A 24008-nucleotide genomic window follows, 5' to 3' on the forward strand; every position below is an offset into this window, starting at 1 on the left:
CCCGAGCCGCAAGAAAGGCGCAGACCGTGCGGATCCGGATCGACAAGGACAGCTGTGTGGGCGCGGGTATGTGCGCGCTGACGGCGCCGAACGTGTTCACGCAGGACGACGACGGTTTCAGCGAGGTGCTGGAGGGCCGCGAAGACGGCGCCGGTGACCCGCTGGTACGGGAGGCGGCCCGCGCCTGTCCGGTGCGGGCCATCACCGTCGCCGACGACTGAGGACGGGCCCTAGGCGGGCGGTACGACGGCCACCGGGCAGGGCGCGTGGTGCATCACGGCATGCGCGACGGACCCGATCCGGGATCCGACGGCCGAGCGTCGGGCGCGGCGGCCCACGACCACCAGCTGGGCCCCCGCGGCCGACGCGAGAAGGACCTGGCCGGCGCTGCCGATCTCGACGTGCTCCACCACCGGCACGTCGGGATACCGCGTGCGCAGCGATTCGAGCGCCTCGCCGAGCGCCTTCTTCTCGTACGGCTCCATGCCGCCGGCCTCGTCGAGCAGCTTCAGCGAGGCGGGGCTGTACGCGTACAGGGGTGGCAGTGTCCACGCACGGACGACCCTCAGCGTCGCGCCGCGGGCGGAGGCGGTGGCGAAGGCGAAGTCGAGGACCGCGCGGCTGTCCTCGGGCGCGCCCTCCTGGCCGACGACGATCTCGCGTCCCGCCGCCTCCGGTTCGGCGCGGTCGTCGGCCCTGACCAGGACGACGGGCCGCGCCGCCTCGGCGATGACCCGCTGCCCGACCGACCCGACCAGGAAGCCGACGAGCGCGCCGTGTCCGCGGGAGCCGAGGACGAGGAACTCGGCGTCGGCCGCGGCGCCGAGGAGCGCGGGAACGGCTTCATCGGACGGTGACTCGACCGACAGCGCCAGCTGGGGGTGGCGGCCGGCCACGGCGCGCCCGGCCTCGTCGGCCACGCTTCTGGCCCACTCGGCCTGCGCCTCGAGATCGGGCGCGGACGCCGCCACGTCCGGCAGCGGGGACCAGGCGTGCAGCAGGCGCAGCCCGTATCCACGGCGCACCGCTTCGCGCGCGGCCCACGCAGCCGCGGCCGAGCTCTCCGGCGATCCGTCCACTCCCGCGGCGATCCAGCGGTCCATGCTCCTGCCTCTCCGTCGCTGATCAGGTCCCGCCCAGTGTGCGTCAGCGAGGCGGACAACACGTCAGAACCGTCTAGGTGCCGCTGCGTGCGGCGCCGGTGGGTGCCGTGACGGCGTCGCCGAGGTACCGCGACCAGCCACCCGCGGGCGCCTCTCCGACCTCCAGTGAGCGGAGCCGGTCGAGCACGTTCGGGTCCTGGGCGTCCAGCCAGTCGACGAGCTGCCGGAAGGAGACGAGGCGTACGTCCTTCTTTCCGGCGATCTCCTTGAGCGCGGCCTCGACGGCGTCCATGTAGATCCCGCCGTTCCAGTCCTCGAAGTGGTTGCCGACGAAGAAGGGTGCCCGGTTCGTCTCGTACGCCCTCTTGAAGCCCACGAGGTACGACTCGGTGGCCTGCTGGCGCCAGGCCGCGTAGTTGTAGGACGGTGCTCGCGTGGAGTTCTTCGACTGGTTGGCCAGGATGTTGTAGTCCATCGAGAGCACCTCGAAGGTGTGGCCGGGGAACGGGATGGCCTGGAGCGGCAGGTCCCACAGGCCCTGCCGCTTCTCGGGCCAGCGCTGGACGCCGCCGGGGGACGAGGCGTCGTAGCGCCAGCCGAGCTCGCGAGCGATGGGCAGCAGGTTGTCCCGGCCGAGCAGGCAGGGCGTGCGGCCGCCGATGAGTTCCTTGTCGTAGTCGAACGGCAGGGGGTCGTGGTCGTGCCAACCCGTGTTCGTACGCCAGGTCTTGACGAACGAGCCGGCCTGCTCGATCTCGCTGTACCACTGGGCGGGCGTCCAGTTGGCCACGGAACCGGAGCCGGCGCAGAAGTGGCCGTTGAAGTGCGTGCCGATCTCGTGGCCGTCGAGCCACGCCTGCCGGGTGTACTTGAGCGTCTCCTTGAGGTGCGCGTCGGTGAGGTACCCGACGTCGGAGGCGCCCACGGGGTTGTTGGGCGGGTCGTAGAGCCGCTTCTTCGACTCGGGCAGGAGGTACAAGCCCGACAGGAAGAACGTCATGTGCGCGCCGTGGGTCTCGGCCAGTTCGAGAAAGCGCGGGAAGAGGCCCTTGCCGACCTCGCCCGCACCGTCCCAGGAAAAGATCACGAACTGCGGTGGCGTCTGGCCGGGTTCGAGGGGGACGGGCGACTCGGGCTGGTTCGGCTGCTCGCCGGTGTACGCCGTCGAGCCGTCACCGATCAGCCGTGGAGCGGCCTTCCTGCCTGAGTGGGGGGCCCGGTCGGGACGGCGGCCGGGGCCCGCGGGCGGGCGAGCCGTGTCGTTGCCCATCCCGCATCCGGCGAGGCCCGCGGCAGCGGCGCCCAGGCCGATCCCGAGTCCCAGACCCACGGCTCCTCTGCGGCTGATCTCACTCATCGGCATCCCAACCCGCGTCCGCGAGGGACACGTTGCGCAGCCCCCTGACTACACACGCACCGTAAGTCGGATAAGCACACAATTAGTTCATTTAGGTCGGCGCGGCGGGCAAAGCGCCGTCCAAAGGGTCAGCTCTGGCCGGGGTCGCCGACGATCTTCCCCGGGTTGAACAGGTCCAGCGGGTCAAGGGTGTTCTTCACCGCGCGCTGCACCGCGCAGACCTCGGGACCGAGTTCCCGCCGCATGCCGCCCCGCTTGAGCAGGCCGACGCCGTGCTCACCGGTGACGGTGCCGCCCGCGGCGACCGCGGCACCGAGCAGTTCCTCGAACGCGGCCTGCGCCGCGCGGCGCGCCTCGGCGTCCCCGGGCGGGGTGATCAGGAGCGGGTGGAGGTTGCCGTCCCCGGCGTGCGCGATGGTCGCGATCCGCACCCCGTGCCGCTGCCCGATCTCCTCGACGGTGGCGAGCATGGCGGGCACGGCCGAGCGCGGTACGCAGATGTCCTCGGTGAGCACGGGTCCGAGGCGTTCGAGGGCCGGGTAGGCGAGCCTGCGGACGTCGAACAGGGCTTCGGCCTCGACGGCGTCGGTGGACTGTTCGGCCCAGAGTGCTCCGGCGTCCGCGAACGCCTCGGCGACTGCGGCCGCCTCGGCCGCCCCCGCGTCGCCCGGCGCGTCGATCCGCGCGAGGAGCAGGGCGGCGGCGCCGGGTTCGATCCCGAGGTGCTTCCAGTCCTCGACGGCCTGCATGCAGTGCCGGTCGAGGAGTTCCAGGGCGGCGGGCTGCAGGCCGCGCCGGGTGGTGAGCGCGACGGCGGCGCCCGCCGCGACCAGGCTGTCGAAGGCGCCGACGACGGTGCGGGGTTCAGCGGTGGGCGCGGGACGAAGGCGCAGCGTGATCTCGGTGATCACTCCGAAGGTGCCCTCCGAGCCGACGAACAGGCCGGTCAGGTCGTAGCCGCTGACACCCTTCGTGGTGCGCCGGCCGAACCGGACGCGAGTGCCGTACTCGCCCGCGGGCCCGCCCATCACGGCTTCGAGGCCGAGGACGTAGTCACGGGTGACGCCGTACTTGAGGCAGCACAGGCCGCCGGCGTTGGTGGAGACATTGCCGCCGATGGTCGACCAGGGTGCGCTGGCGGGGTCCGGCGGGTACCAGAGGCCGTGCTCGGCGACGGCCGCCTTGAGGTCGTTGTTGACGACGCCTGGCTGTACGACGGCGAGCAGGTTCTCGGTGTCGATCTCCAGGATGCGGTTCATCCGCGAGAGGTCGAGGACCAGGCAGCCGTCGGTGGCGTTGGCGCCGCCCGAGAGCCCGGTGCCGGCGCCGCGGGTCACGACGGGTACGGACAGCGCGGCGCAGGCGCGCACCACCTGCTGTACTTCGCCGGCGTCCGTCACCCGGACCGCCGCGAGCGCTCGGCCCACCGGCGCCCATTCCGCGTCGTCGTGACTGAGCCCGGACAGTACGTCGCCGTCCTCGATCAGCGTGAGGCCGGGCAGCGCCTTGGCCAGGTCGTTCAGGAGCTCGCGGCCGGGTGCCGTATCGATGTCGCCGTCTCCTCGCGCGAGAACCGTTCGATTACGGTCGCAGTCTAAAGACGGCCTTGATCCACTTCCCGACCGGTACCCGCTCCACGATGACCTCGGCGGCGAGCGCGTGGACGATCTCGAGACCGTGCCCGCCGATGCGCCCGGGGTCCGTGACGAAGAGACGGGGCACGGCGACGCTGCTGTCGTAGACGGTGACGGCCACCTCGTCCTTCGATCCCTCGAGATCGAGAACGTACGGTCCGTGGCTGTGGCGGTCGGCGTTGGTGACGAGCTCGCTGACCAGGAGCAGCAGATCGCCGCGGGACCTGGCGTCGATCAGGGCGCACCACTCCGACCGCAGCTGCTCGAGGAACACCTCGGCGAAGGCGCGCGCGTCGGCGATGCAGCCCGGCTCTCCGGTGTACTGCGTCGCCCGGCGCAGCGGCTCGACGGGGTCGGCAGCACCGGTCGGCATCAAGGCTCCGTCCAGGTACTCGGTCATGCGGTTCTCTCAATGGGATCGGTCGGCACAGTAACTCCCCTGCAGACCTCCTGATACCCAGTGGCGCGTGCGGCAGTCATAACCGGCCGGAACGGGCGGCTCGGCACGCCGTCCGTTCCGGTCCCGCGGTGCGCGAGGTCAGCAGCTCATTTTCCACGTGTGGGAGTCGCCGCTGTCATTGCCCCAGCTGTTGGAGGCGATCTCCTGGCCCGGGCCGAGGCAGACGGTACCGAGACCGACGAGGCCCGGGTTCTCGTAGACCTGTACGTGGTCCTTGATGCCGGGGCCCGAAATGCCATGGTTCGCCCAGGAGGAGTCCTGGTCCTGGATGGGGTCCTCCCAGTCGTGGTCGTCGCCCGACCAGTTGGTGCGCTGACCGCCGAAGTCCGCGTCCGTCCAGGCGCAGAACTGGCCGCTGGGGCACGAGGCGCCGAAGGCGGCGGACGAGGTGGCGACGGTGCCGCCGAGGGCGAGGGCCGCGGCCGCGAGGAGCGCGGCGGAGTTCTTGATGATCACTGTGTCTCTTTCTGTTGCTACGAGGTCCGTGGCCGCTTCTGTTGCTACGGGGTCCGTGGCCGCTCGGTGAGGAGGTGGGTCGCGCGGGTCAGGGCGTGCGCCCGCAGGCGCTGCCAGTCGGCGACTTCGGTGCGGTGTCGGGCCCGGACCGAGGCGAGGCTGGTCTTGCGGTACGCCGCTTCGGGCTTGAGGTTGTTGACGACGGTCGAGACCTGGAACCAGCGGCGCTGGTCGCCGTAGAGGGCGCGCTGCGCCGAGGCCAGGCAGCCGTCGGTGTGGGCGCGCACGGAGTATCCGGTCGGCAGTCTCAGGGAGAGTTCCGTGTGTCCGGCGCCGAAGAGGGCGTCGGCCAGGTGTTCCTCCTGGGCCTTCGTGCCGGGCCGTCTGCCGGGGCGCGGCGGGGTGAGTCCCCGCGCGGTGAGGCAGCGGTCGGTCAGGAGCTGGGTGGCGGCCTTGACGGTGTCGTCCGGGGAGAGCGCGGGCCCGGGATCCTTGGCCGCACAGCCGGTGACGAGCAGTCCGGCCAGGGACAGTGGGCCGAGCGCGGTGAGCGCCAGGAGCGGCCGTACCCAGGGGCGCGGTCGGTGGGTCATCGGCGGATCAGCCCGCTTCGCATCCCATCTTGTTGTCGCTGACGCCGTCGAACTTGGTGGCCCACGCCTCCCAGTTCTCGTCGTAGTCGTCCTTGCGGATCTCGCGGTAGAGGCAGCTGTTCCCCGGTCCGTAGCTGATCGCGTAGACCGTGCCGTCGACGCGGGAGTCGAAGGAGTAGGCGTGGCGCTGGGTGCCGTTCTCCGCCTCGGCATAGCCGGGTGGCGCGTAGCACCAGGCCTGGCCGTGCTGGCCCGCCTCGGTCCAGAAGCAGACCTGTCCGGGGCCTGCGGCGCGTACGGAACCGGTCGGCGCGGTCGCGACGGCGGTCGGTGCGGCGAGGGTCAGCGCGGCGGCGACGCCGGTGAGAGCGGTGGTGAGCAAGGTGGTGCTGCGGCGCATTCGAGCGACTCCGAAAGTGTGGTGACGACGCTGTGCATGACCACAGTCCCCCGGCATTTACGCAGGTAAGCGCGGCGCCACCCGTACCGGCTACTAGTCATATCGGCGCCGCGCCGATCATGCGTGCGGCACGAGCGCGGCCCTGGACGCGCGCGTGCGCTGCATCCGCAGGGCATCGATCGACTCGGCGAGGAACTCGTATTCCGTGGTGTCGTCGCGAGTGATCAGCCGGACGAGTTTTCCGCCGGCGAGTTCCTCGGCCACTTGTTCCTGCCGCTCGATATCACCGCACCAGTCGCGCAGCGCTCCGGGGACATCGGGGACGGTGTCGGCGACCGGGGCAATGGCGCGTTCGGGGAAATGCGGATTGCCGGGGCGCGGATCGAGTCGTTCGGCAATCCAGGAGGCACGGTCGCGCAGCCACCACATCGCGAGCGGCAGAGTGGGCGCGCGATACGTGCCGAGCGGTACGCCGACGCGCTGACCGCCGCAGATTCCGTACGCGGTGACATGGCACAGGAATTCCTCGTGCACGCTCTCCCCCGTCGCTCGTTCGCCGCCCTGCGGGCCTCACTTTCATTCCGTGCGATGTGCGTGGTCCGTGCGGGTGCGCCGGTTCGGGACCGGCGAAATGATCTATTGGCCGGGCACCATTCAACTTCCTCAGAAGACGAGTATCGACACTTCCGACGCGCTGTCACCACGCCTTTCTGGCCAGTCTCCTGGCATATTCCGGGCCCCGAATGGCCGGAATGGAACGGGTGCGCGGGTGTGAAATCGCCGCCATCGAGGAAGCAGCACGTCATGCACTCCAAGGACGTTCTCACCGACGCGTTCGGACGGATCCACGAAACGGTTCACTCGGCGGTGGAAGATCTTTCCGCCGAGGAACTCAACACCCGGCTCAATGACGACTCGAACTCGATCGCGTGGCTGATCTGGCACCTGTCACGCGTGCAGGACGATCACATTTCCGACGCCTTCCAGACCGATCAGGTCTGGCTCGCCGACGGCTGGGTCGACCGCCTCGATCTCGCCCTGCCACCCTCCGACACGGGGTACGGCCACAGCGACAAACAGGTCGCCAAAGTGCACGTCCCGTCGGCCGACCTGCTGCTCGGCTACTTCGACGCGGTGCACGAGCGCACCCTCGCCCACGTGGCAGAACTGAGCGACGCGGATCTGGACCAGGTGATCGACGACACCTGGTCGCCGCCGGTCACGCTCGGCGTGCGCCTGGTGAGCGTCATCTCGGACGATCTCCAGCACGCCGGGCAGGCCGCCTATGTGCGCGGGATTCTCGAACGCCTCTGAAACCCGGTGCGCACCCCGTGTGAATCGGGCACACCCAGTCCCTGTGTTCGCACGCTTCCAGCCATCGGAACGACGCAGTCCACTACGAGAGGAACCCGCACAGGATTGACGGCTCCTGCGCGGAGGGGCCGCCGGCCACTCCCTACCCACGCCCAGGCCGGCGGCCCCGTATCTGCGCTCCCCGGAGTCAGCTCTCCAGTCGCTCCTCGATCCGGATCGTGACGCGCTCCCCCGCCTCCTCCAACGGGCGTCCGTCGACCGGCGCACACCCCGGCAACGGTTGAGGTCTTGACAACTCGATTGGTCTGGACCAGCTTTGGGCCCTACAGCGGTGGCCACCGTTCACTCCCGCCCCCTTCACTCCCCACCGGAGGCAGTAAGTGGACCGTGCACGCAGATCGATCAAGGGTGCCCTGGCCGTCACCGCGGCCGCGGCGCTCGGCGTCACCGCTCTGGCGACCACGGCGCAGGCCGCCGACATCAACGTCGCCAAGAACGCCGGGTTCGAATCGGATCTGAGCAACTGGACGTGCTCCGCCGGCACCGGTTCCGTGGTCGGCGCCCCCGTGCACGGCGGCGCCAAGGCGCTCAAAGGCACACCGACCGCACAGGACACCGCCCAGTGTTCCCAGGCCGTCGCGGTCAAGCCCAACTCGACGTACACGCTGAGCTCCTGGGTCCAGGGCAGTTACGTGTACCTGGGCGCGAGCGGCACGGGCACCACCGATGTGTCGACGTGGACACCGGGGTCCTCCGGCTGGCAGCAGCTGAGTACCACCTTCACGACCGGCGCGAACACGACGTCCGTGACGGTCTACACGCACGGCTGGTACGCGCAGAGCGCGTACTACGCCGACGATGTGAGCGTGCTCGGTCCCGATGGCGGGGGTGGCGGTGGCGATCCCGTCGTCATTCCGGCAGTCCCCGCCGGACTCGCGGCCGGCACCGCGACCTCCTCCTCGGTCGACCTCTCCTGGAACCCGGTCTCCGGCGCCACCGGCTACAACGTGTACCGCGACGGCTCCAAGATCGCCTCCGTCAGCGGCGCGTCCGCCACCGCCACCGGGCTCGCCGCCGACACCTCGTACAGCTTCCAGGTCAGCGCGACCAACTCGGCCGGTGAGTCCGCGAAGTCGACGGCCGTCACCGCCAGGACCGCGACCTCCGGCGGCGGTGGCGGCGGCACCGTGCCCAAGCACGCGGTGACCGGCTACTGGCAGAACTTCGACAACGGCGCCACCGTGCAGAAGCTGCGTGACGTTCCCTCGCAGTACGACATCATCGCGGTGTCCTTCGCCGACGCGACCAGCACGCCCGGGCAGATCTCGTTCACCCTCGACCCGGCCGTCGGATACACGTCAGCCGCCGACTTCAAGGCCGACATCGCCGCGAAGCAGGCCGCGGGCAAGTCCGTGATCCTCTCGGTCGGCGGCGAGAAGGGCAGCGTGTCCGTGAACAGCGACGCGTCGGCCACCGCGTTCGCCGACAGCGCCTACTCCCTGATGCAGCAGTACGGATTCGACGGCGTCGACATCGACCTCGAGAACGGCCTCAACTCCACCTATATGTCGAAGGCCCTGCACCAGCTCTCCGCGAAGGCCGGCGCGAAGCTGGTCCTCACGATGGCGCCGCAGACCATCGACATGCAGTCCACCTCAGGTGAGTACTTCAAGACGGCGCTGAACGTGAAGGACATCCTCACCGTCGTCAACATGCAGTACTACAACAGCGGTTCGATGCTCGGCTGCGACGGCAAGGTCTACAGCCAGGGCTCGGTCGACTTCCTGACCGCGCTCGCCTGCATCCAGCTGGAGGGCGGCCTCGACCCGTCCCAGGTCGGCCTCGGCGTTCCCGCGTCGACGCGTGGAGCAGGCAGTGGCTACGTGGACCCGTCGGTCGTCAACAACGCGCTCGACTGCCTGACGCGCGGCACCGGCTGCGGCTCCTTCAAGCCCGCGAGGACGTATCCGGGCCTGCGGGGCGCGATGACCTGGTCCACGAACTGGGACGCGACGGCGGGCAACGCCTGGTCGAACTCCGTCGGCCCCAAGGTGCATTCACTCCCGTAAGACCCTGCGGCGCTTACGGCGGCACTCAGTTCAGCAGCTGCCACAGATGGGCGCAGGCGGCGTCCTCCGTGGGATGCCGCGCGATCACCTCGTGGGTGCCGCGCTCGTACGCCCCGGTCTCCCAGCCCCCGCCGGGGTCCTCGCGCAGATAGAGGAAGTCGGTGGGGGTGGGGGACGGTTCGTGGACGCCCTCGATCCAGTAGTGGGTCGGGGGCACGGCTGCCTGCCGCAGGGCGCGCTCCAGCGCGTGCCGGTCCACGAGCCGTCCTCCTGTCTCGATCGCGCCTACGCGGGCTCGAGGTAGTCGTGTTCCAGGAGCCACTTCACGTCGAGGCGCCGGCCCTCACCGGGGTTGAGGAACACCTGGTCGAGTTTGATCTGCCGGCCGCCGCCGGGCTGCTCGAACCAGGGAGCGATCGGGCCCTGCCACACGAAGAACGGCTTGGCGACCTCGTAGACGTGATAGTCGCACGCGTAGGCGGGCTCACGGGTGTTGAGGTTCTGCGGGGGCAGCGCGCGCTTCTCGTAGGCGTCCCCGGCGGGGGCCAGATAGGAGCCGTACTCCGACCCGAAGCGGTCGAGGGTCTGCCCGGGCCGCAGCTCGGTGGGGCGGCGGTCGACCTGGCCGTTGGTCTCGGTGAATCCGTCGTTCGGCGGGTACTTCCAGCTCCCGGAGTCCGCCGGCCCCTCCCAGTACTTCTTCAGGAACGCCTTCGGGCTCAGGGAGCCCGTGCGGTGGTAGGCCTTCAGGAGCGGGCCGACCGGGGCCTGCCGCGTCGTGGGCAGGTACTTCGGGCCGAGCCGGGCGTCACCCTGGAACTCGCCCGTGCAGGGCTCGTGCGCGGCGGCCACGGGCTCCGCTGCCGCTGCGGACGGCGGCGCGGTGAGCGCCACCACCGCTCCCAGGGCGGCCAGGACCAGACGTAGGGACTTCACGCGGTCGTCTCCTCGATGCTTCGACGGATCGTCAGGTACGCATGCGCACAGTGATCATGCGGACACTCAGGGAGACTACGGCGATCTTCGGCTGCGGCGGCGACATCCGGCCACCGCGCCGTTCACCCCCCTTCGAAGACGAGCCGGCCTGCCACGAAGACGCGTCAGCCCGCCATGAAGACGAGCGTGCCGTCCGGGAGCCGGGCCTCGATCCGGGCGCCGTGTTCCACGGTCCGGCTGACGGTGCAGTACTTCTCGTGGGTCAGGCGCACGCCGCGTGCGAACGCGTCGGCGGCACGCTCGTCGCCCTCGGGCAGCTCCACTTCGTAGCTGACGCGCACCGCTCCGACGCGGCCGTCGTCCTCGGGCCGCGACACGGACTCCACGACGATGCGCAGTCCGTCGTGTTCGACGGTGCGGGCCGTGCGGTCGGTGACGAGGCCGCCGCAGCCGCCGAGTGCGGCGAGGAGCAGCTCGACCGGGGTGAACGACGGCTGCACGTCGGGGTCTTCGGCGGCTCCGATGCGGACCTCGGCGCCGCGGTCGTTGCGTGCGGTCCAGTCGCGGAAGCCGTTGCGGACGGTCTCGATGCGGTAGTCGGCCATGTCGGGTGGTTCTCCCTCGCTGCGGTCGCCCGGTCCTGCTCCTCCCCGGCACCGTACGGGCGAGGGGGCGCGGGGCGGCGCAGGCCGGACCGTCGGGCGGGCACGAACGCCCGCTCGGTCGCGTCAGGCAGTGGGGAGGCGTCCGCCGCACCGTGCGCAGTAGGCCGCCGTCGCATCGTCGGAGACCCGGTCGCAGGCGGGGCAGATCCGACTGAGCAGGCAGGCCGGTTCGCCGACCTCGCGGGCCGGGGTCCGCGCGATGGTCAGGCCGGGGCGTCTGCGGTGGGCGGTGAGGTACGCGAGACCGTCGGGGCCGGCCGTCACGGAGCGCCGTTCGCCGCGCGCTATGAACACGAGGGCGCCTGGCGCGAGTTGCTCCTCCTGGTCGGCGTACCGGAGCGATCCGTCACCTTCGAGGACGACGAGCAGGACGTCGAGGTCCGGCTCGACGTGCTCGGCCACGACGGTGCCGGGCCGCAGCCGGACGAGGTTCGCGTCGAGCTGCCGCGCCGCGCCGTCGAGCTTCCAGAGGGCGCCCGCCCGTGACGCGTCCGCCGTACGCAGCACGTCCGCAAGCAGCACTCGGGCCGACGGCATGGCTCTCCTCATTCAGCGGTGGATACGTCGTGCACTCCGCAGCCTACGGCGTGCCCGGGGGCACCTTCAGCAACTGTCAACTACCGGTTGACACTCTCACGCTGTCAACCTACGGTTGTCACATGACGGAATCTGCGGAGCCAGTAGGCATGACCACACCCGTTCGCCTCGACGACCTGATCGACGCCATCAAGAAGGTCCACACCGACGCACTCGACCAGCTCTCCGACGCCGTGATCGCCGCGGATCATCTCGGCGACGTCGCGGACCATCTGATCGGCCACTTCGTGGACCAGGCGCGCCGCTCCGGGGCGTCCTGGACCGACATCGGCAGGAGCATGGGCGTCACGCGACAGGCCGCCCAGAAGCGGTTCGTGCCGAAGGCCTCGAGCGAGGCGGGCGAACTCGATCCCAGCGCGGGTTTCGGCCGCTACACCCCGCGGGCGCGCAATGTCGTGATGTCCGCGCAGAACGAGGCCCAGGCCGCCGGCAACGACGAGATCCGGCCCGAACACCTCGTGCTCGGCCTGCTCACGGAGCCCGAGGGTCTCGCCGCGCAGGCCATCCGGGCCCAGGGCGTGCTCCTGGACACCGTGCGGCAGAACGCGACGGCCACGCTGCCGCCGGCCGTCTCCGACGTGCCCGGCCTCGTCAAGTTCGACGCGAACGCGAAGAAAGCCCTGGAACTGACCTTCCGCGAGGCGCTGCGCCTGGGCCACAACTACATCGGTACGGAGCACATCCTGCTGGCCCTCCTGGAGCAGGAGAACGGCACGGGCACCCTCGCCGAGTCCGGTATCGACAAGGCCGCCTCCGAGGCCCACATCGCAAGGACGCTGGCCGCGATCGTCAAGGAGAGGTCGAAGGGGGAGTCCTGACGGCCCGTCGACCGCCCGGTGTCCCGGAGCGTATGTGGCGCTCCGGGACACCCGTGCGGTCATGCGTCGCCCGGGGCCCGGATGGGAGACTGCCCCCATGACTGAGCGCGCAGGAACCCAGGCCAGGCCGGAGGATCTCGTCGACGTCGGCGAACTCGTCGACGCGTACTTCACCAAGGTCCCCGATATGGACCGCCCCGAGCAGCGCGTCGTCTTCGGCACGAGCGGGCACCGGGGCTCCAGCCTGGACGGCGCGTTCAACGAACGGCACATCGCGGCGATCACGCAGGCCATCGTCGAGTACCGCACGGCCGAAGGCATCACGGGCCCGCTGTTCATCGGGCCCGACACCCACGCCCTCTCGCGCCCGGCGCTGGACACGGCCCTCGGCGTCCTCGCGGCGAACGGCGTACGTGTCTTCGCCGACGTCCACGACAGCTATGTGCCGACCCCGGCGCTCAGCCACGCCATTCTGCGCTGGAACAGCACCACGACCGACGAGCTCGGGCAGGCGGACGGCATCGTCATCACGCCGAGCCACAACCCGCCGCGCGACGGCGGCTTCAAGTACAACCCGCCGCACGGCGGCCCCGCAGACTCCACGGCGACGTCCTGGATCGCGCGCCGCGCCAACGAGCTGCTCGCCGACGGCAATCGTGGCGTGCGCACCACGAAGGACGTGGCTCCGGAGACGTACGACTTCCGTGAGCGGTACGTCGAGGAGCTGAGCACCGTCATCGACACCGACGCCATCCGGGCGTCGGGGCTGCGCATCGGCGCGGACCCGCTGGGCGGGGCGAGTGTGCACTACTGGGCGCGGATCGCCGAGGTGTACGGGCTCGACCTGACGGTGGTCAATCCCGAGGTGGATCCGGCCTGGCGGTTCATGACGCTCGACTGGGACGGCAAGATCCGGATGGATCCCTCGTCGGCCCCCGCGATGGCGTCCGTCCTCGCGAAGCGGCACGACTACGACCTGCTGACGGGGAACGACGCGGACGCCGACCGGCACGGCATCGTCACGCCCGACGCCGGTCTCATGAACCCGAACCACTATCTCGCCGTCGCGATCCACTACTTGGCCACGCACCGCACCGGCTGGCGGTCCGATGCCGCGATCGGCAAGACGCTGGTGTCGAGCGCCGTCATCGACCGGATCGTCGCGTCGCTCGGTCGCGAGCTGCTCGAAGTCCCGGTCGGGTTCAAGTGGTTCGTGCCGGGGCTCGTCGACGGGTCGGTCGCCTTCGGCGGCGAGGAGAGCGCGGGCGCGAGCTTCGTGCGCAAGGACGGCGGCGTCTGGACGACCGACAAGGACGGCATTCTTCTCGCGCTGCTCGCGGCCGAGATCACCGCGGTGACCGGCAAGACCCCGTCGCAGTACTACGCCGGACTCGCCGCGGAGCACGGGTCGTCCTCGTACGCGCGCGTGGACGCGAAGGCGACCAAGCGGCAGAAGGTACGTCTCGCCGAGCTCAGCGGCGACGCGATCACCGCGGACACCCTCGCGGGCGAGCCCATCACCGGGAGGCTCAGCCACGCGCCGGGCAACGGCGCCGCGATCGGCGGCGTGAAGGTCACCACGGAGAACGCCTGGTTCGCCGCACGGCCGAGCGGCACGGAGGACGTGTACAAGATCTACGCCGAATCCTTCCGCGGCCCCGACCACCTGGCCCAGGTGCAGACGGAGGCGCAGTCGATCGTGGACGCGGCGCTCGCGGAGGACTGACGGAACGTGGGCGGCAGTGCGCGGTGCTTCTGCCCGAGCACTGCTGCCCACGTCATCCGGTGTACGACTACTCCGCGGCCGTCGCCTCCGCCAGGCCCGGCACCTCGGCGACGCTGTCCAGCACGTAGGTGTGCGGGTGCAGTTCGAGCTCCGTGCGCGGGAGCCGGCCGGTGAGGACGCCGACGACGACGCCCGCGCCCGCGTGGTGCCCCGCCTGCAGGTCGACCGCGGTGTCACCCGCGACGAGCACCTTGCGGACGTCCACGACGCCGGTCTTCTCCATCGCCCGGTGGATCATGTACGGGGCGGGGCGGCCGCGGACGACCTCGTCGGCGGTGACGACCGCGTCGAGGTTGCCGCCCTCGCCCGTGGACCAGCCGAGCGACGCGAGCAGCGGCAGGGCGACGTCGTCGCTGAATCCGGTGGTCAGGGCGACCTTGATACCCCGGGCGCGCAGTTCTGCGAGGGCCTTGTCGGCCTGGGCTATGGGCTGCGGCGGGACCTCCGCGTAGCGCTGCTTCAGGAACAGGCGGAAGACCGCGTACTGCCGCTCGACGAGCTCCGCGTCGGGGGTGCCGCCGCCGAGGCGGACCAGGGCGTCGATGGCCTCGCGCTTGTCGGTGCCCATCCAGGTCTGGAGGTCCTGCGCGTCGACGCTCACGCCGGTCGCTTCGACGGCGTGGCGCAGCGCCTCGTACACCGCGCCGTGTTCCTCGATCGTGGTGCCTGCCATGTCGAAGACGGCGAGTTCAATCACTGGGGTTCTCCTCGTCAGTGCGGTACCGGCCGACGACGGTGCGTCCCTCGGCGGTGTTCTCGATGGTGAAGTTGGCGAGTGCGGGCAGATAGCGGTCGTCGGCGTCCTCCAGGGGTACGCCGTCCCGCGAGAACGCCAGCCGCCTTACGCGCAGCAGCGGTTCGCGCGGCTCGATGCCGAGGAGCGACGCGTCCTGCGTGTCGGCGGCGATGGCGTCGATCGTGTGGCGGGCGTGGTGCAGGTCGACATCGCGCGCGCACAGCGCCTCGTAGATCGAGCCCGCGTCGGGGTCCATGTCGAACAGGTGCCGGCCGACGTGGAGGACGAACGTGGAGCGCTCGACCATGACCGGCACCCCGTCCAGGTGACGCAGCCGGACCAGGTCGACCACGGGTTCGCCCTCGTCGAGGCCGAGCCGTGCGGCGGCCTCCGGGGAGGCCCGGCGGCGGGCGACCTCGACGGTCAGCTGTCCCGGTTCGCGGCCGATGGATCTGGCCCACTGCGTGAACGACATGAGCGACGCGAAAGGCTGCGACGGAGCTGCTCTGCGGGCGACGGGCGGCTTGCCCCGGCCGCCGACGAGATGCCCGTCGGACCGCAGTATCGACAAGGCCTGCCTGACCGGCCCGCGGGACGTCCCGAACTCTTCGCAGAGCTGGGATTCGCTCGGTACCGGCTCGCCCTCCGGCCACTCACCGGACTCGATACGCCGCAGGAACTCGGCGCCGAGCTTCTCGTGGAGCGGCACACCCTTACTTGTCTTCACAAGATGACTATGACAGCTCGACCTGCCTCCCCTCAAGGCCCGCACGTGGCCAGTGCGGGGCCTTCGAGTGACGCTTCAGGGCCGTTCGCCCCCGCCCCGGGGCACGGAAGGTAAACAGACGGAAAACTTGTACACACAAGTCTTGCCCCATCCGCCCGAGGCCTCGCACGCTGCAATCCATGAGCATCACGACAGCGTCCCCCTCCACCCCTTCGCCCGCCGCCGAGCTGCCCAGCGGCCGCAGCGACCTGGTCATCGTCGGCGCCGGGGTCGTCGGCCTCGCCCACGCCTTCGAAGCCGTCCGGCGCGGGCTGACCGTCACGGTCATCGAGCGGGACTGGCAGCCCGTAGGGGCTTCGGTACGCAACTTCGGGCACTGCTGCATCACGGCACAGCGCGGCGACCTGCTGGAACTCGCCTACCGCTCGCGGGCCGGATGGCTGGAGGCCGCGAAGAGCTCGGGCCTGTGGGCCAAGGAGGCCGGCGCGCTCGTGGTGGCGAGGTCGCAGGCGGAACTGGCGGTCCTGGAGGAGCTGCGCGAGGAGCGCGGAGCGGACACCGTCCGGCTGCGGACCCGCCAGGAGGTCTCGGGCGAACTCGGCCGGGGCGCCGACGCCGGCGACATCGTGGGCGGCGCCTTCCTCCCCGACGACCTGCGCGTCAACCCCCGCGAGGCCGCACCGGACCTGGCGGCATGGCTGTCCATACAGCCCAACGTCACCGTGGTGTGGGGCACGAACGTGAACGGCGTCGAGGAGGGCACCGTCCACACCGGCCGCGGCCCGGTCCACGGCGACCGGATCCTCGTCTGCGTGGGGCACGACCTGGACCGCCTGTACCCCACGGCGGCGGAGGAGCACGGCATCGAGCGCTGCCGCCTCACCATGGCGCGCGTCGCGGCGCCCGACGCCTTCCGCACGGACGCGGCGATCCTGACCGCCACGTCCATGCTGCGCTACGACGCCTTCACGGCCATGCCGTCGGGGCCGAGGCTGCGTGAGGAGGTCATCGGCCACAGCCCGGAGCTGCTCGACGTCGTCGCGAACGTCATGTTCACCCGGCTGCCCGACGGCACCGTCCTGGTCGGTGACTCCCACGCCTACGGGCGGACCGCGATCCCCTTCGAGGACGAGCCGACGGCACAGCTGCTGCTCGACTCGGCGGCCAAGGTCCTCGGCACGGGCGGTCTCCAGGTGAGGGAGCGCTGGCAGGGCGTCTACGCGAGCAGCGGCAGCGGCCCCCTCCTGGTCCGCGACATGGCACCCGGCGTACGGGCCATCTCGGTCACCTCGGGCATCGGCATGACGCTCTCCTTCGGCCTCGCCGCAGCCACGTTCGACGAGTCCCTGGCCGCGACGGCCTGACCGACCACCCGGCACAGAGGGCGGCCCGCGCCGCGAGCACGTCTCGCGGCGCGGGGCCCGGCACCACGCAGCACTGCGGCACGTCACCCCCCGCACTCATCGCTCACCAGGCACCGAGGAAGAGGAGACCACCATGCCCGACGGCACCCGGCCAGGGCTCGCGCCCGACCCGCTCCGGTCCCCCGCCGCCGACCCCGGATCCGTCCGGCGGTCGCGGCGCTGGCGGTGGCAGATCTTCACCGTCACCTGGATCGCGTACGCGGGCTTCTACTTCGTCCGGCAGGCGTTCTCGGTCGCCAAGCTCGGCATTCTGGACGACCCCGCGGTCAACCACACGCTCACGTCCCACACGCTCGGTGTGATCGACGCCGTGTATCTCGCGGCGTACGCGGTGGGGCAGTTCGCATGGGGCTCGTGGGCGGACCGGTTCGGGCCGCGGGTCGTCCTGATCGGCGGGATGGCGGGCGCGGTGGTCGCCTCGGCGGTCATCGGCCTGAGCAGCTCGCTCGTGGTGTTCGGCGTCGCGATGGCCGTGCAGGGGCTCGCGCAGTCGACGGGCTGGGCCCCGCTGTGCAAGAACGTGACCAGTTTCGTGCCGGTGAAGGAGCGGGGCCGGATCCTCGGCCTGTGGTGCACGAACTACGCGTTCGGCGGCCTCGCGGCGCCGCCGTTCCTCGGCTGGTGGGCGTACTCGGTCTTCGACAGCTGGCACGCTGCGTTCCTGGCGGGGTCCGCGACACTGGCCGTCGTCCTGGTGCTGTTCGTCGTCTTCCAGCGCAACGAGCCCGCCGACGTGGGTCTCCCCCGGCCCGACGCCCCGGAGACGACGGCCGAGGCGGCCGCCGCGCCCGAGCCGGCCGAGGCGCCGCCCGCCTCGCGCGAGATCTACCGCGAGATCCTGCGCAACCGCATGGTGCTGACGCTCAGCGCCGCGTACTTCCTGCTCAAGCCCGCCCGGTACGCGCTCCTGCTGTGGGGCCCGGTGATCGTCAGTGAACGGCTGCCCGAGGTGGGCAAGCTGGAGGCCACGCTGATCCCGGTGGCGTTCGGTGTGGCCGGCGTGCTGGCGCCGATGACGGTCGGCTGGATCTCCGACCGCCTGTTCTCGTCCCGGCGCGTCCCGCCGTGCGTCCTCTCGCTCGGTCTGCTGACGGTGATGCTCGCGGCGTTCGTGCCGCTCACCGCGACCGGCAGCACCTGGACGATGGTCGCCGTCCTGGCCGTGATCGGCTTCGGTCTCTACGCCGCGGACGCCCTGATCGCGGGCGTCGCGGCCGTCGACTCGGGAGGCCTGGCCGGGGCGGGCACCGCGACCGGTTTCGTCAACGGCTGCGGCTCCGTCGGCGCGATCCTCGGCGGCCTGCTCCCGGGGTTCCTCCCGACCACCGTGCTCTTCTACGGCTTCGCGGCCGCGGCGGCGCTCGCGGGAGCGGTCATGCTGCCGCACTGGAACCGGACGGCCGTGACGGCCTGAGGACCGCGGGGTCCGGCCCGGGGTTGATCAAGACTTTGCCCTTGGCCGGATCCCGCCCGCCCGGCCCGCCCGCATTCCGGCCATGACCGGCGCGCCGCCGCGATTTGCGATGGGGACCGTTCCACCCTGTCAAGCAAAGAGCGGCCGAAACCGTCGGGTCACCGGCCTCCACCGCGTTACCGGCGCGTTGACCGTACGCAGCGCCATGTCACACGCTCGACATATAGGTGCTGGATACAACTGGTTCGGCGCCAGAACGGCATGCAGGAGGAACGTATGTGTGGCATCACCGGCTGGGTCTCCTTCGATCGCGACCTGCGCGCTTCGGCCGACACATTGGATGCGATGACGCAGACGATGGAGTGCCGCGGCCCGGACGACCGCGGCACGTGGGCCGAGGGGCCCGCGGCGCTCGGCCACCGCAGGCTCGCGATCATCGACCTGCCGGGCGGGCGTCAGCCGATGACCGCCGAGACGCCGGGCGGCACCGTCGCACTCGTGTACTCCGGCGAGACGTACAACTACACGGAACTCCGCCGCGAACTGACCGGACAGGGCCACAGGTTCACCACCGACTCCGACACCGAGGTCGTGCTGCGCGGCTACCTGGAGTGGGGCGAGGCGCTGGCCGAGCGCCTCAACGGCATGTACGCGTTCGCCGTGTGGGACGGCCGCGAGAACAAGCTCGTGATGATCAGGGACCGCATGGGCATCAAGCCGCTTTATTTCTACGAGACTCCGGACGGCGTCCTGTTCGGGTCCGAGCCCAAGGCGATCCTCGCCAATCCGCTCGCGAAGCCGCGCGTGACCTTGGACGGCCTGCGGGAGCTGTTCACCTTCGTGAAGACGCCGGGCCACGCGGTCTGGGACGGGATGCACGAGGTGGAACCGGGCACCGTCGCGACCGTCGACCGGAGCGGACTGCGGCAGCGGGCGTACTGGAGGCTGGAGACCCGCCCGCACACCGACGACCGCGAGACGACGATCGCGACCGTGCGCTCGCTCCTCGACGACATCGTGCGCCGCCAGCTCGTCTCCGACGTGCCGCGCTGCACGCTGCTGTCCGGCGGCCTCGACTCGTCCGCCATGACGGCGATCGCGGCGCGGCAGCTCGGTGAACACGGCGAGACCGTACGCAGCTTCGCCGTGGACTTCGTGGGCCAGACGGAGAACTTCGTCGCCGACGAGATGCGCGGCACACCCGACACTCCGTACGTGCACGATGTGGCGAAGGCCTCCGGCACCGACCACCGCGACATCGTCCTCGACTCGAACGAGCTGGCCGACCCCGAGGTGCGCGCCCGGGTGATCCGGGCCCGTGACATCCCCGCTGGCTTCGGGGACATGGACGCGTCGCTCTATCTGCTGTTCCGGGCGATCAGGGAGCACTCGACGGTCGCCCTGTCGGGCGAGTCCGCCGACGAGGTGTTCGGCGGCTACCTCCAGTTCTTCGACGAGGAGGCGCGCACTGCCGACACGTTCCCCTGGCTGGTGCGCATGTCCCAGCACTTCGGCGACGACTCCGACGTACTGCGCGCCGACCTGGCCGCCGCCCTCGACCTGGACGGATACGTCCGCAACAGCTACACGGGCGCCGTGCGCGGCATCCGACGCCTGGACGGCGAGAGCGACTTCGAGTACCGGATGCGCCGGATGTCGTATCTGCACCTGACCCGTTTTGTGCGGGTCCTGCTCGACCGCAAGGACCGCGCGAGCATGGCCGTCGGCCTGGAAGTGCGCGTCCCGTTCTGCGACCACCGGCTCGTCGAGTACGTGTACAACACGCCCTGGTCGCTGAAGTCGTTCGACGGCCGGGAGAAGAGCCTGCTGCGCGAGGCGACCGCGGACGTGCTGCCGAAGTCGGTGTACGACCGGGTGAAGAGCCCGTATCCGTCGACGCAGGACCCGAAGTACGCCGTGGCACTCCAGAACCAGGCGAAGGATCTGCTCGCCCGGCCCTCGCACCGGGTGTTCGACCTGGTCGACCGGGAGCGGGTGGCGCGGGCCGCGCACCGTGACGCACCGCAGACCGAGCAGGCGTCGCGGCGCGGGCTCGAACGCACGCTGGACCTCGCGCTCTGGCTCGACATGTACAGCCCTGAACTGGTTCTTTCCTGAGCCCGGTCCCGCCCCGGCGGCAGCGTGCGGCGTCGGCCGGACGCTGCCGCCGGGTGCGGATCCGTCTCCGCGGAGTCCTCAGCCCGCGTAGACGTCCTCCACGTAGCGTCCGTCCGCGACCAGACCGGCGAGCCAGCGCTCGGCCGCGTCGTCGTCGGCTCCCGGTGTGCGGTCCCGGAAAAGGGCGCGGAACGCGTCGCGCACACCGGGCGCCATCCGGGCCCCGTCGCCGCAGACGTAGACGCGCGCCCCGGCCCCGAGCAGCGCCCACAGTTCGTCTGCCTCGGCGGCCACCCGGTGCTGGACGAAGGCGTGGCCCGCCTCGGGCGCCTCGCTGAAGACGGGGCGCAGGGAGACGGCGCCCGCGGCCTCGGCGGCGCGCAGTTCGTCGGCGTGCAGGAAGTCACCTCGGGGGTGGTCGCAGCCGAAGTAGCACAGGGCGGGCGCGAGCGGGGTGCCGGCGGCCAGCAGCGCGCCGCGGTCGGCGATGGCGCCGCGGAACGGGGCGAGGCCCGTCCCCGCGGCGATCATGACGACCGGGGACTGCGCGTCGTTCGGGACGCGGAAGACCTCGCGGCACGGCTGGACGCGCGCGAGCACCGTGTCACCGGGCCGCAGCCCGGCCAGGTACGCCGATCCGGTGCCGCGGAACCGGCCGCGCCCCGAGCGGGCCGGGACGTCGAGGACGGACACCATGAGGTCGGCGTGCGTGGGGCTCTGCTCGGCGCTCGACGAGATCGAGTAGTGCCGGGGCTTCAGCGGCGGGAGCAGGTCGAGGAATTGGGGCCAGGTCAGCGCGCCGCGCAGGGCGGAGTGGTCCTCCACGAGTTCGACGAGCGTGCACGGGTCGTCGGCGAGGGCCGCGAGGGCCGCCTTCTCGGGAGGGCAGGGGTTCGCCTCGGCGAGCAGCGCCACCTGGGCCGGGGTGGGTACCTGCCCCAACTCGACGTGGAATGTGAGGAGTTCACGGACGGTCAGCGGGCGGTCGAGCGCGAGCCCGTCGCGGCGCGGGCGGCGGGTCCTGATGTCGAGGACCGTGTCCAGGCCGACACCGAAGGCGGCGGCCGTCCGCTCGACGAGCGCGGGATCCTGGGCGGGCAGCACCGCGAGATGGTCCCCCGTGCGGTACGTGACGCCGTCGGGCAGCGCGAGGCGCACGAAGCGCTTGGTGCGCGGATGGTCGGGCGCGGTGAGGGAGCTTGCCTCGGTGACGGTGAACGGGACGAGCCCGTGCCGGGCGGCCGCGGCGTCGAGCGGCCCGCCGCCGATCTCCCGGATCTCGTACGCGCCCTCGGGCTCCGCGGCATCGGCCGGAGCCGCGTCGGGGTCCCCGTACTGCGTGAGGAGCGCGGCGCGCAGCCCGGTCGTGAACGTGCGGACGGTGGCATTGAGGTCGCCGGAGGCGTCGGCCGCGGCGCGCTCGCACAGGCGGGTGCCGCCGAGCGCGTCGAGCCGTTCGTCGATGCGGGTCGGTACGTGCTGGTAGGTGGCGGCCCAGTTACGGTCGCCCACGCCGAGGACCGCGTAGGTGACGTCGTCCGCGGCGCCGCCTTGCGCACCGTCGAGCCAGGCGGCGAACTCGGCCGCGTCATCGGTGGGCCGGCCGTTGTAGGAGGCCGCGACCACGACGACGGGGCGGTCGGTGGGCAGCGCTCCCGCGTGGGTGTCGAGCGGTGCGACGGCCGTGTCGCAGCCCAGCGCGGCGACGTCGTCGGCGAGCTGCTCGGCGAGGCCGCGGCAGGTCCCGTAATTGCTGCCGTGCAGGAACAGGACCCCGGTGCCGGGCCGCACCCGTGCGGGCAGCGTGTCCGGCGCTGGCGTCCGCTCCTCGACGGGCGCGTGGCCGGGCAGGGCCGGGTGGTTCCGGTCGGCGGACGTGCGCGGGACGAGCGTGAGGGTGAAGCCCTCGGGCTTGAGCGTCAGCGTCTCCTTGACCGTGAGCTCGTAGTCGGCGTGGTCGACGAGCCGGTAGCGGTGCACCAGGAGAGCGAGCAGCATCGTCGCCTCGTGGAGCGCGAACTGCCGCCCGATGCAAGCGCGTTCACCGGTTCCGAACGGCTTGAAGGCGTGCGGCGAGCGCGCGGCCTCCGCCTCGGGCGTGAACCGGGAGGGGTCGAACAGCTCGGGGTTGTCGCCCCACACGGGCTGCCGGTGCAGCATCGGCGCGAGGACGGTGACCGCCTGCCCGGCGCGCAGCGGGATGCGTCCGCCGAGGAGCGTGTCCTCGCGCGCGTGGCGGCTGAACGCGGCCGCGGTCGGCCACAGCCGCAGCGCCTCGTTCAGTACCTGCCGCGTGTACGTGAGCCGGCCGACCTCGTCGAAGGCGGGCTCGGGGTCGGCCGCGTCCCCGAACAGGGCGTCGGCCTCACGGCGTACGAGGTCGAGCACGGCGGGGTGCTTGGCGAGGTAGTACAAGGCGAACGACATCGCGCCGGAGGTGGTCTCGTGGCCCGCGATGAGGAAGGTGATGACCTGGTTGCGGATGTTCGCCGTGTCGAGCGCGCTGCCGTCGGGGTGGCGGGCGGTGAGCATCAGGCCGAGCAGGTCGTCGCCTTCGGGCGCGTCGGTGCGCGCCGCGATGACGTCGTCGACCACCTGCGCCAGATAGTCCGCGTCGGCCTTGAACGCGGCGTCGGCGGCCGAGTGGTCGGCTCCGGGCGTGCGGGCGAGCCGCTTCATCGACCATTCGAGGCAGCGGACCATGGCCTCCACGAAGGGGTGCGGCTCGGAGCCCTCGAAGGACCCGAAGTCGTAGCCGAAGCCCGCGAGTCCGATGGTGTCGAGGGTCATCCGCGTCATGTCGCCCGGCACGTCCACGGGGCTGCCCGAGCGCGCGGCGCGGTCCCAGGACTCGATGAGGCGGCGGGACACCTGGTACATCACGGGGTGGTAGGTCCGCATGGAGCCCAGGGCGAACGCGGGCATGAGGATGTCGTGGGCGCGGGCCCAGTTCGGTTCGTCGTTGTACGCGGTGAAGAGGCCGTCGGCCGTGAAGTTGCGGACGTTCTCCAGGGCAGGGCCGACGTGCTTGGCGAAGCGGGTCTCGTCGGCGAGTTCGGTGACGAGGTCGAGGTCGCTGACAAAGAGGGCGTCGCGGCCGTGCAGCCTGCGCACGAGTGCGGGGCCGTGGCGGCGCGTCAGCTCCATGGCCTGCTGGAGCGGCGCGGGTCCCGGACCCGTGGCGGAGATGTCGATGAGCGGAAGGCCGTCGGTGGGGGCCGGCGGGAGCAGCGCGGAGTCGGGCATGGGGGCGGCAACTGCCTTTCGCGGTACGGAGTTCGGTGCCTGTCCAGCTTGGTCCCGCGGCCCCGCCGGGCCGGGCCTGCGCACTACATGATTGTGTAGTGACCTGCGGCGATCCGTGCTTGCGCCCGCGGGGCGGACGTGCCATGGGTCCGGAC

The 24008-nt window shown here is 71.2% G+C and carries 24 protein-coding genes; 9 read left to right on the forward strand and 15 right to left on the reverse strand.

From position 1 onward, the window contains the following. Positions 1-26: 26 nt before the first annotated feature. Complete coding sequence (locus ACWIGU_RS15690) at positions 27-221, forward strand: ferredoxin (protein ID WP_356278193.1); 195 nt, start codon at positions 27-29, stop codon at positions 219-221. 9 nt (positions 222-230) lie between these two features. Here the strand turns inward: ACWIGU_RS15690 and ACWIGU_RS15695 are convergent, their stop codons facing one another. From ACWIGU_RS15695 to ACWIGU_RS15705, 3 genes are all read right to left on the reverse strand, one after another. Further along, complete coding sequence (locus ACWIGU_RS15695; protein WP_454401147.1) at positions 231-1103, reverse strand: universal stress protein; 873 nt, start codon at positions 1101-1103, stop codon at positions 231-233. Positions 1104-1176: 73 nt separating this feature from the next. After that, a complete protein-coding gene (locus ACWIGU_RS15700; RefSeq protein WP_454401149.1) occupies positions 1177-2460 on the reverse strand; it encodes a hypothetical protein in 1284 nt (427 codons plus the stop codon). Between the two features lie 128 nt (positions 2461-2588). Beyond that, entirely contained in the window at positions 2589-3974 is a 1386-nt protein-coding gene (locus ACWIGU_RS15705) for an FAD-binding oxidoreductase (protein ID WP_454401601.1), read from the reverse strand. Here ACWIGU_RS15705 and ACWIGU_RS15710 point away from each other — a divergent pair. Next, positions 3909-4058, forward strand: a complete 150-nt coding sequence (locus tag ACWIGU_RS15710; RefSeq protein WP_454401151.1) for a hypothetical protein — start codon at positions 3909-3911, stop codon at positions 4056-4058. The two genes, ACWIGU_RS15705 and ACWIGU_RS15710, sit on opposite strands and share 66 nt — an antisense overlap. On the opposite strand, the gene ACWIGU_RS15715 is transcribed toward ACWIGU_RS15710, so the two are convergent. The 5 genes from ACWIGU_RS15715 to ACWIGU_RS15735 all read right to left on the reverse strand — a co-directional run bounded on the left by ACWIGU_RS15715 (position 4042) and on the right by ACWIGU_RS15735 (position 6537). Next, complete coding sequence (locus ACWIGU_RS15715; RefSeq protein ID WP_454401153.1) at positions 4042-4494, reverse strand: ATP-binding protein; 453 nt, start codon at positions 4492-4494, stop codon at positions 4042-4044. The genes ACWIGU_RS15710 and ACWIGU_RS15715 overlap by 17 nt on opposite strands. 138 nt (positions 4495-4632) lie before the next feature. Then, complete coding sequence (locus ACWIGU_RS15720; protein WP_454401155.1) at positions 4633-5010, reverse strand: peptidase inhibitor family I36 protein; 378 nt, start codon at positions 5008-5010, stop codon at positions 4633-4635. Positions 5011-5054: 44 nt separating this feature from the next. Further along, on the reverse strand, positions 5055-5603 hold the full coding sequence (locus ACWIGU_RS15725; RefSeq protein ID WP_454401157.1) for a hypothetical protein: 549 nt from the start codon (positions 5601-5603) through the stop codon (positions 5055-5057). Between the two features lie 7 nt (positions 5604-5610). Then, on the reverse strand, positions 5611-6003 hold the full coding sequence (locus ACWIGU_RS15730; RefSeq protein ID WP_454401159.1) for a hypothetical protein: 393 nt from the start codon (positions 6001-6003) through the stop codon (positions 5611-5613). Positions 6004-6120: 117 nt separating this feature from the next. After that, positions 6121-6537: a hypothetical protein gene (locus ACWIGU_RS15735; protein WP_454401161.1), complete on the reverse strand. Its 417-nt coding sequence runs from the start codon at positions 6535-6537 to the stop codon at positions 6121-6123. Between the two features lie 270 nt (positions 6538-6807). Here ACWIGU_RS15735 and ACWIGU_RS15740 point away from each other — a divergent pair, with 270 nt between their 5' ends. Both ACWIGU_RS15740 and ACWIGU_RS15745 read left to right on the forward strand, forming a co-directional pair. Then, a complete protein-coding gene (locus ACWIGU_RS15740; RefSeq protein WP_454401163.1) occupies positions 6808-7317 on the forward strand; it encodes a mycothiol transferase in 510 nt (169 codons plus the stop codon). Positions 7318-7697: 380 nt separating this feature from the next. Then, positions 7698-9386 carry a chitinase gene (locus ACWIGU_RS15745; RefSeq protein WP_454401165.1) on the forward strand — a complete coding sequence of 563 codons (1689 nt, stop codon included), beginning with the start codon at positions 7698-7700 and terminating at the stop codon, positions 9384-9386. Positions 9387-9411: 25 nt separating this feature from the next. On the opposite strand, the gene ACWIGU_RS15750 is transcribed toward ACWIGU_RS15745, so the two are convergent. From ACWIGU_RS15750 to ACWIGU_RS15765, 4 genes are all read right to left on the reverse strand, one after another. Then, positions 9412-9645, reverse strand: coding sequence for a hypothetical protein (locus tag ACWIGU_RS15750; protein WP_454401167.1), 234 nt, complete (start codon positions 9643-9645; stop codon positions 9412-9414). Between the two features lie 26 nt (positions 9646-9671). Next, positions 9672-10322 (reverse strand): TNT domain-containing protein, encoded by a 651-nt coding sequence (locus tag ACWIGU_RS15755; RefSeq protein ID WP_454401169.1) that lies wholly within the window; start codon positions 10320-10322, stop codon positions 9672-9674. A gap of 164 nt (positions 10323-10486) precedes the next feature. Continuing rightward, a complete protein-coding gene (locus ACWIGU_RS15760) occupies positions 10487-10927 on the reverse strand; it encodes an OsmC family protein (protein WP_454401171.1) in 441 nt (146 codons plus the stop codon). A 123-nt stretch (positions 10928-11050) separates the two neighbouring features. Then, positions 11051-11524, reverse strand: a complete 474-nt coding sequence (locus tag ACWIGU_RS15765; RefSeq protein WP_454401173.1) for a cupin domain-containing protein — start codon at positions 11522-11524, stop codon at positions 11051-11053. 149 nt (positions 11525-11673) lie between these two features. On the opposite strand from ACWIGU_RS15765, the gene ACWIGU_RS15770 reads away from it, so the two are divergent. Beyond that, positions 11674-12402 (forward strand): Clp protease N-terminal domain-containing protein, encoded by a 729-nt coding sequence (locus ACWIGU_RS15770; RefSeq protein ID WP_454401175.1) that lies wholly within the window; start codon positions 11674-11676, stop codon positions 12400-12402. 97 nt (positions 12403-12499) lie between these two features. Further along, the gene (pgm, locus tag ACWIGU_RS15775; RefSeq protein WP_454401177.1) at positions 12500-14128 is read left to right on the forward strand and encodes a phosphoglucomutase (alpha-D-glucose-1,6-bisphosphate-dependent); all 1629 of its coding nucleotides are present in this window, start codon (positions 12500-12502) and stop codon (positions 14126-14128) included. 67 nt (positions 14129-14195) lie between these two features. Here the strand turns inward: pgm and ACWIGU_RS15780 are convergent, their stop codons facing one another. Continuing rightward, positions 14196-14885 (reverse strand): phosphonatase-like hydrolase, encoded by a 690-nt coding sequence (locus ACWIGU_RS15780; RefSeq protein WP_454401179.1) that lies wholly within the window; start codon positions 14883-14885, stop codon positions 14196-14198. Then, the gene (locus tag ACWIGU_RS15785; protein WP_356278236.1) at positions 14878-15651 is read right to left on the reverse strand and encodes a GntR family transcriptional regulator; all 774 of its coding nucleotides are present in this window, start codon (positions 15649-15651) and stop codon (positions 14878-14880) included. Before ACWIGU_RS15785 ends, ACWIGU_RS15780 begins: the two co-directional genes overlap by 8 nt. Positions 15652-15830: 179 nt before the next feature. On the opposite strand from ACWIGU_RS15785, the gene ACWIGU_RS15790 reads away from it, so the two are divergent. From ACWIGU_RS15790 to asnB, 3 genes are all read left to right on the forward strand, one after another. After that, positions 15831-17015, forward strand: coding sequence for a TIGR03364 family FAD-dependent oxidoreductase (locus ACWIGU_RS15790; RefSeq protein WP_454401182.1), 1185 nt, complete (start codon positions 15831-15833; stop codon positions 17013-17015). Between the two features lie 133 nt (positions 17016-17148). Next, positions 17149-18489: an MFS transporter gene (locus ACWIGU_RS15795; RefSeq protein WP_454401184.1), complete on the forward strand. Its 1341-nt coding sequence runs from the start codon at positions 17149-17151 to the stop codon at positions 18487-18489. Positions 18490-18765: 276 nt separating this feature from the next. Next, on the forward strand, positions 18766-20607 hold the full coding sequence (gene asnB / locus ACWIGU_RS15800; RefSeq protein WP_454401186.1) for an asparagine synthase (glutamine-hydrolyzing): 1842 nt from the start codon (positions 18766-18768) through the stop codon (positions 20605-20607). Between the two features lie 78 nt (positions 20608-20685). Here asnB and ACWIGU_RS15805 read toward each other — a convergent pair whose 3' ends face one another. Continuing rightward, complete coding sequence (locus tag ACWIGU_RS15805; protein WP_454401188.1) at positions 20686-23853, reverse strand: bifunctional cytochrome P450/NADPH--P450 reductase; 3168 nt, start codon at positions 23851-23853, stop codon at positions 20686-20688. Positions 23854-24008: the final 155 nt, after the last annotated feature.

The sequence above is a fragment of the Streptomyces sp. NPDC055400 genome (assembly GCF_053644375.1).

Excerpts from the sequence above, each read along its gene's own strand:
- ACWIGU_RS15740 (WP_454401163.1), top strand. The coding sequence starts at position 6,808 with ATGCACTCCAAGGACGTTCTCACCGACGCGTTCGGACGGATCCACGAA.
- ACWIGU_RS15695 (WP_454401147.1), bottom strand. The coding sequence starts at position 1,103 with ATGGACCGCTGGATCGCCGCGGGAGTGGACGGATCGCCGGAGAGCTCG.
- ACWIGU_RS15790 (WP_454401182.1), top strand. The coding sequence starts at position 15,831 with ATGAGCATCACGACAGCGTCCCCCTCCACCCCTTCGCCCGCCGCCGAG.
- ACWIGU_RS15725 (WP_454401157.1), bottom strand. The coding sequence starts at position 5,603 with ATGACCCACCGACCGCGCCCCTGGGTACGGCCGCTCCTGGCGCTCACC.
- ACWIGU_RS15770 (WP_454401175.1), top strand. The coding sequence starts at position 11,674 with ATGACCACACCCGTTCGCCTCGACGACCTGATCGACGCCATCAAGAAG.
- ACWIGU_RS15805 (WP_454401188.1), bottom strand. The coding sequence starts at position 23,853 with ATGCCCGACTCCGCGCTGCTCCCGCCGGCCCCCACCGACGGCCTTCCG.
- ACWIGU_RS15730 (WP_454401159.1), bottom strand. The coding sequence starts at position 6,003 with ATGCGCCGCAGCACCACCTTGCTCACCACCGCTCTCACCGGCGTCGCC.
- ACWIGU_RS15715 (WP_454401153.1), bottom strand. The coding sequence starts at position 4,494 with ATGACCGAGTACCTGGACGGAGCCTTGATGCCGACCGGTGCTGCCGAC.
- ACWIGU_RS15760 (WP_454401171.1), bottom strand. The coding sequence starts at position 10,927 with ATGGCCGACTACCGCATCGAGACCGTCCGCAACGGCTTCCGCGACTGG.
- asnB (WP_454401186.1), top strand. The coding sequence starts at position 18,766 with ATGTGTGGCATCACCGGCTGGGTCTCCTTCGATCGCGACCTGCGCGCT.
- ACWIGU_RS15765 (WP_454401173.1), bottom strand. The coding sequence starts at position 11,524 with ATGCCGTCGGCCCGAGTGCTGCTTGCGGACGTGCTGCGTACGGCGGAC.
- ACWIGU_RS15795 (WP_454401184.1), top strand. The coding sequence starts at position 17,149 with ATGCCCGACGGCACCCGGCCAGGGCTCGCGCCCGACCCGCTCCGGTCC.
- ACWIGU_RS15700 (WP_454401149.1), bottom strand. The coding sequence starts at position 2,460 with ATGAGTGAGATCAGCCGCAGAGGAGCCGTGGGTCTGGGACTCGGGATC.
- pgm (WP_454401177.1), top strand. The coding sequence starts at position 12,500 with ATGACTGAGCGCGCAGGAACCCAGGCCAGGCCGGAGGATCTCGTCGAC.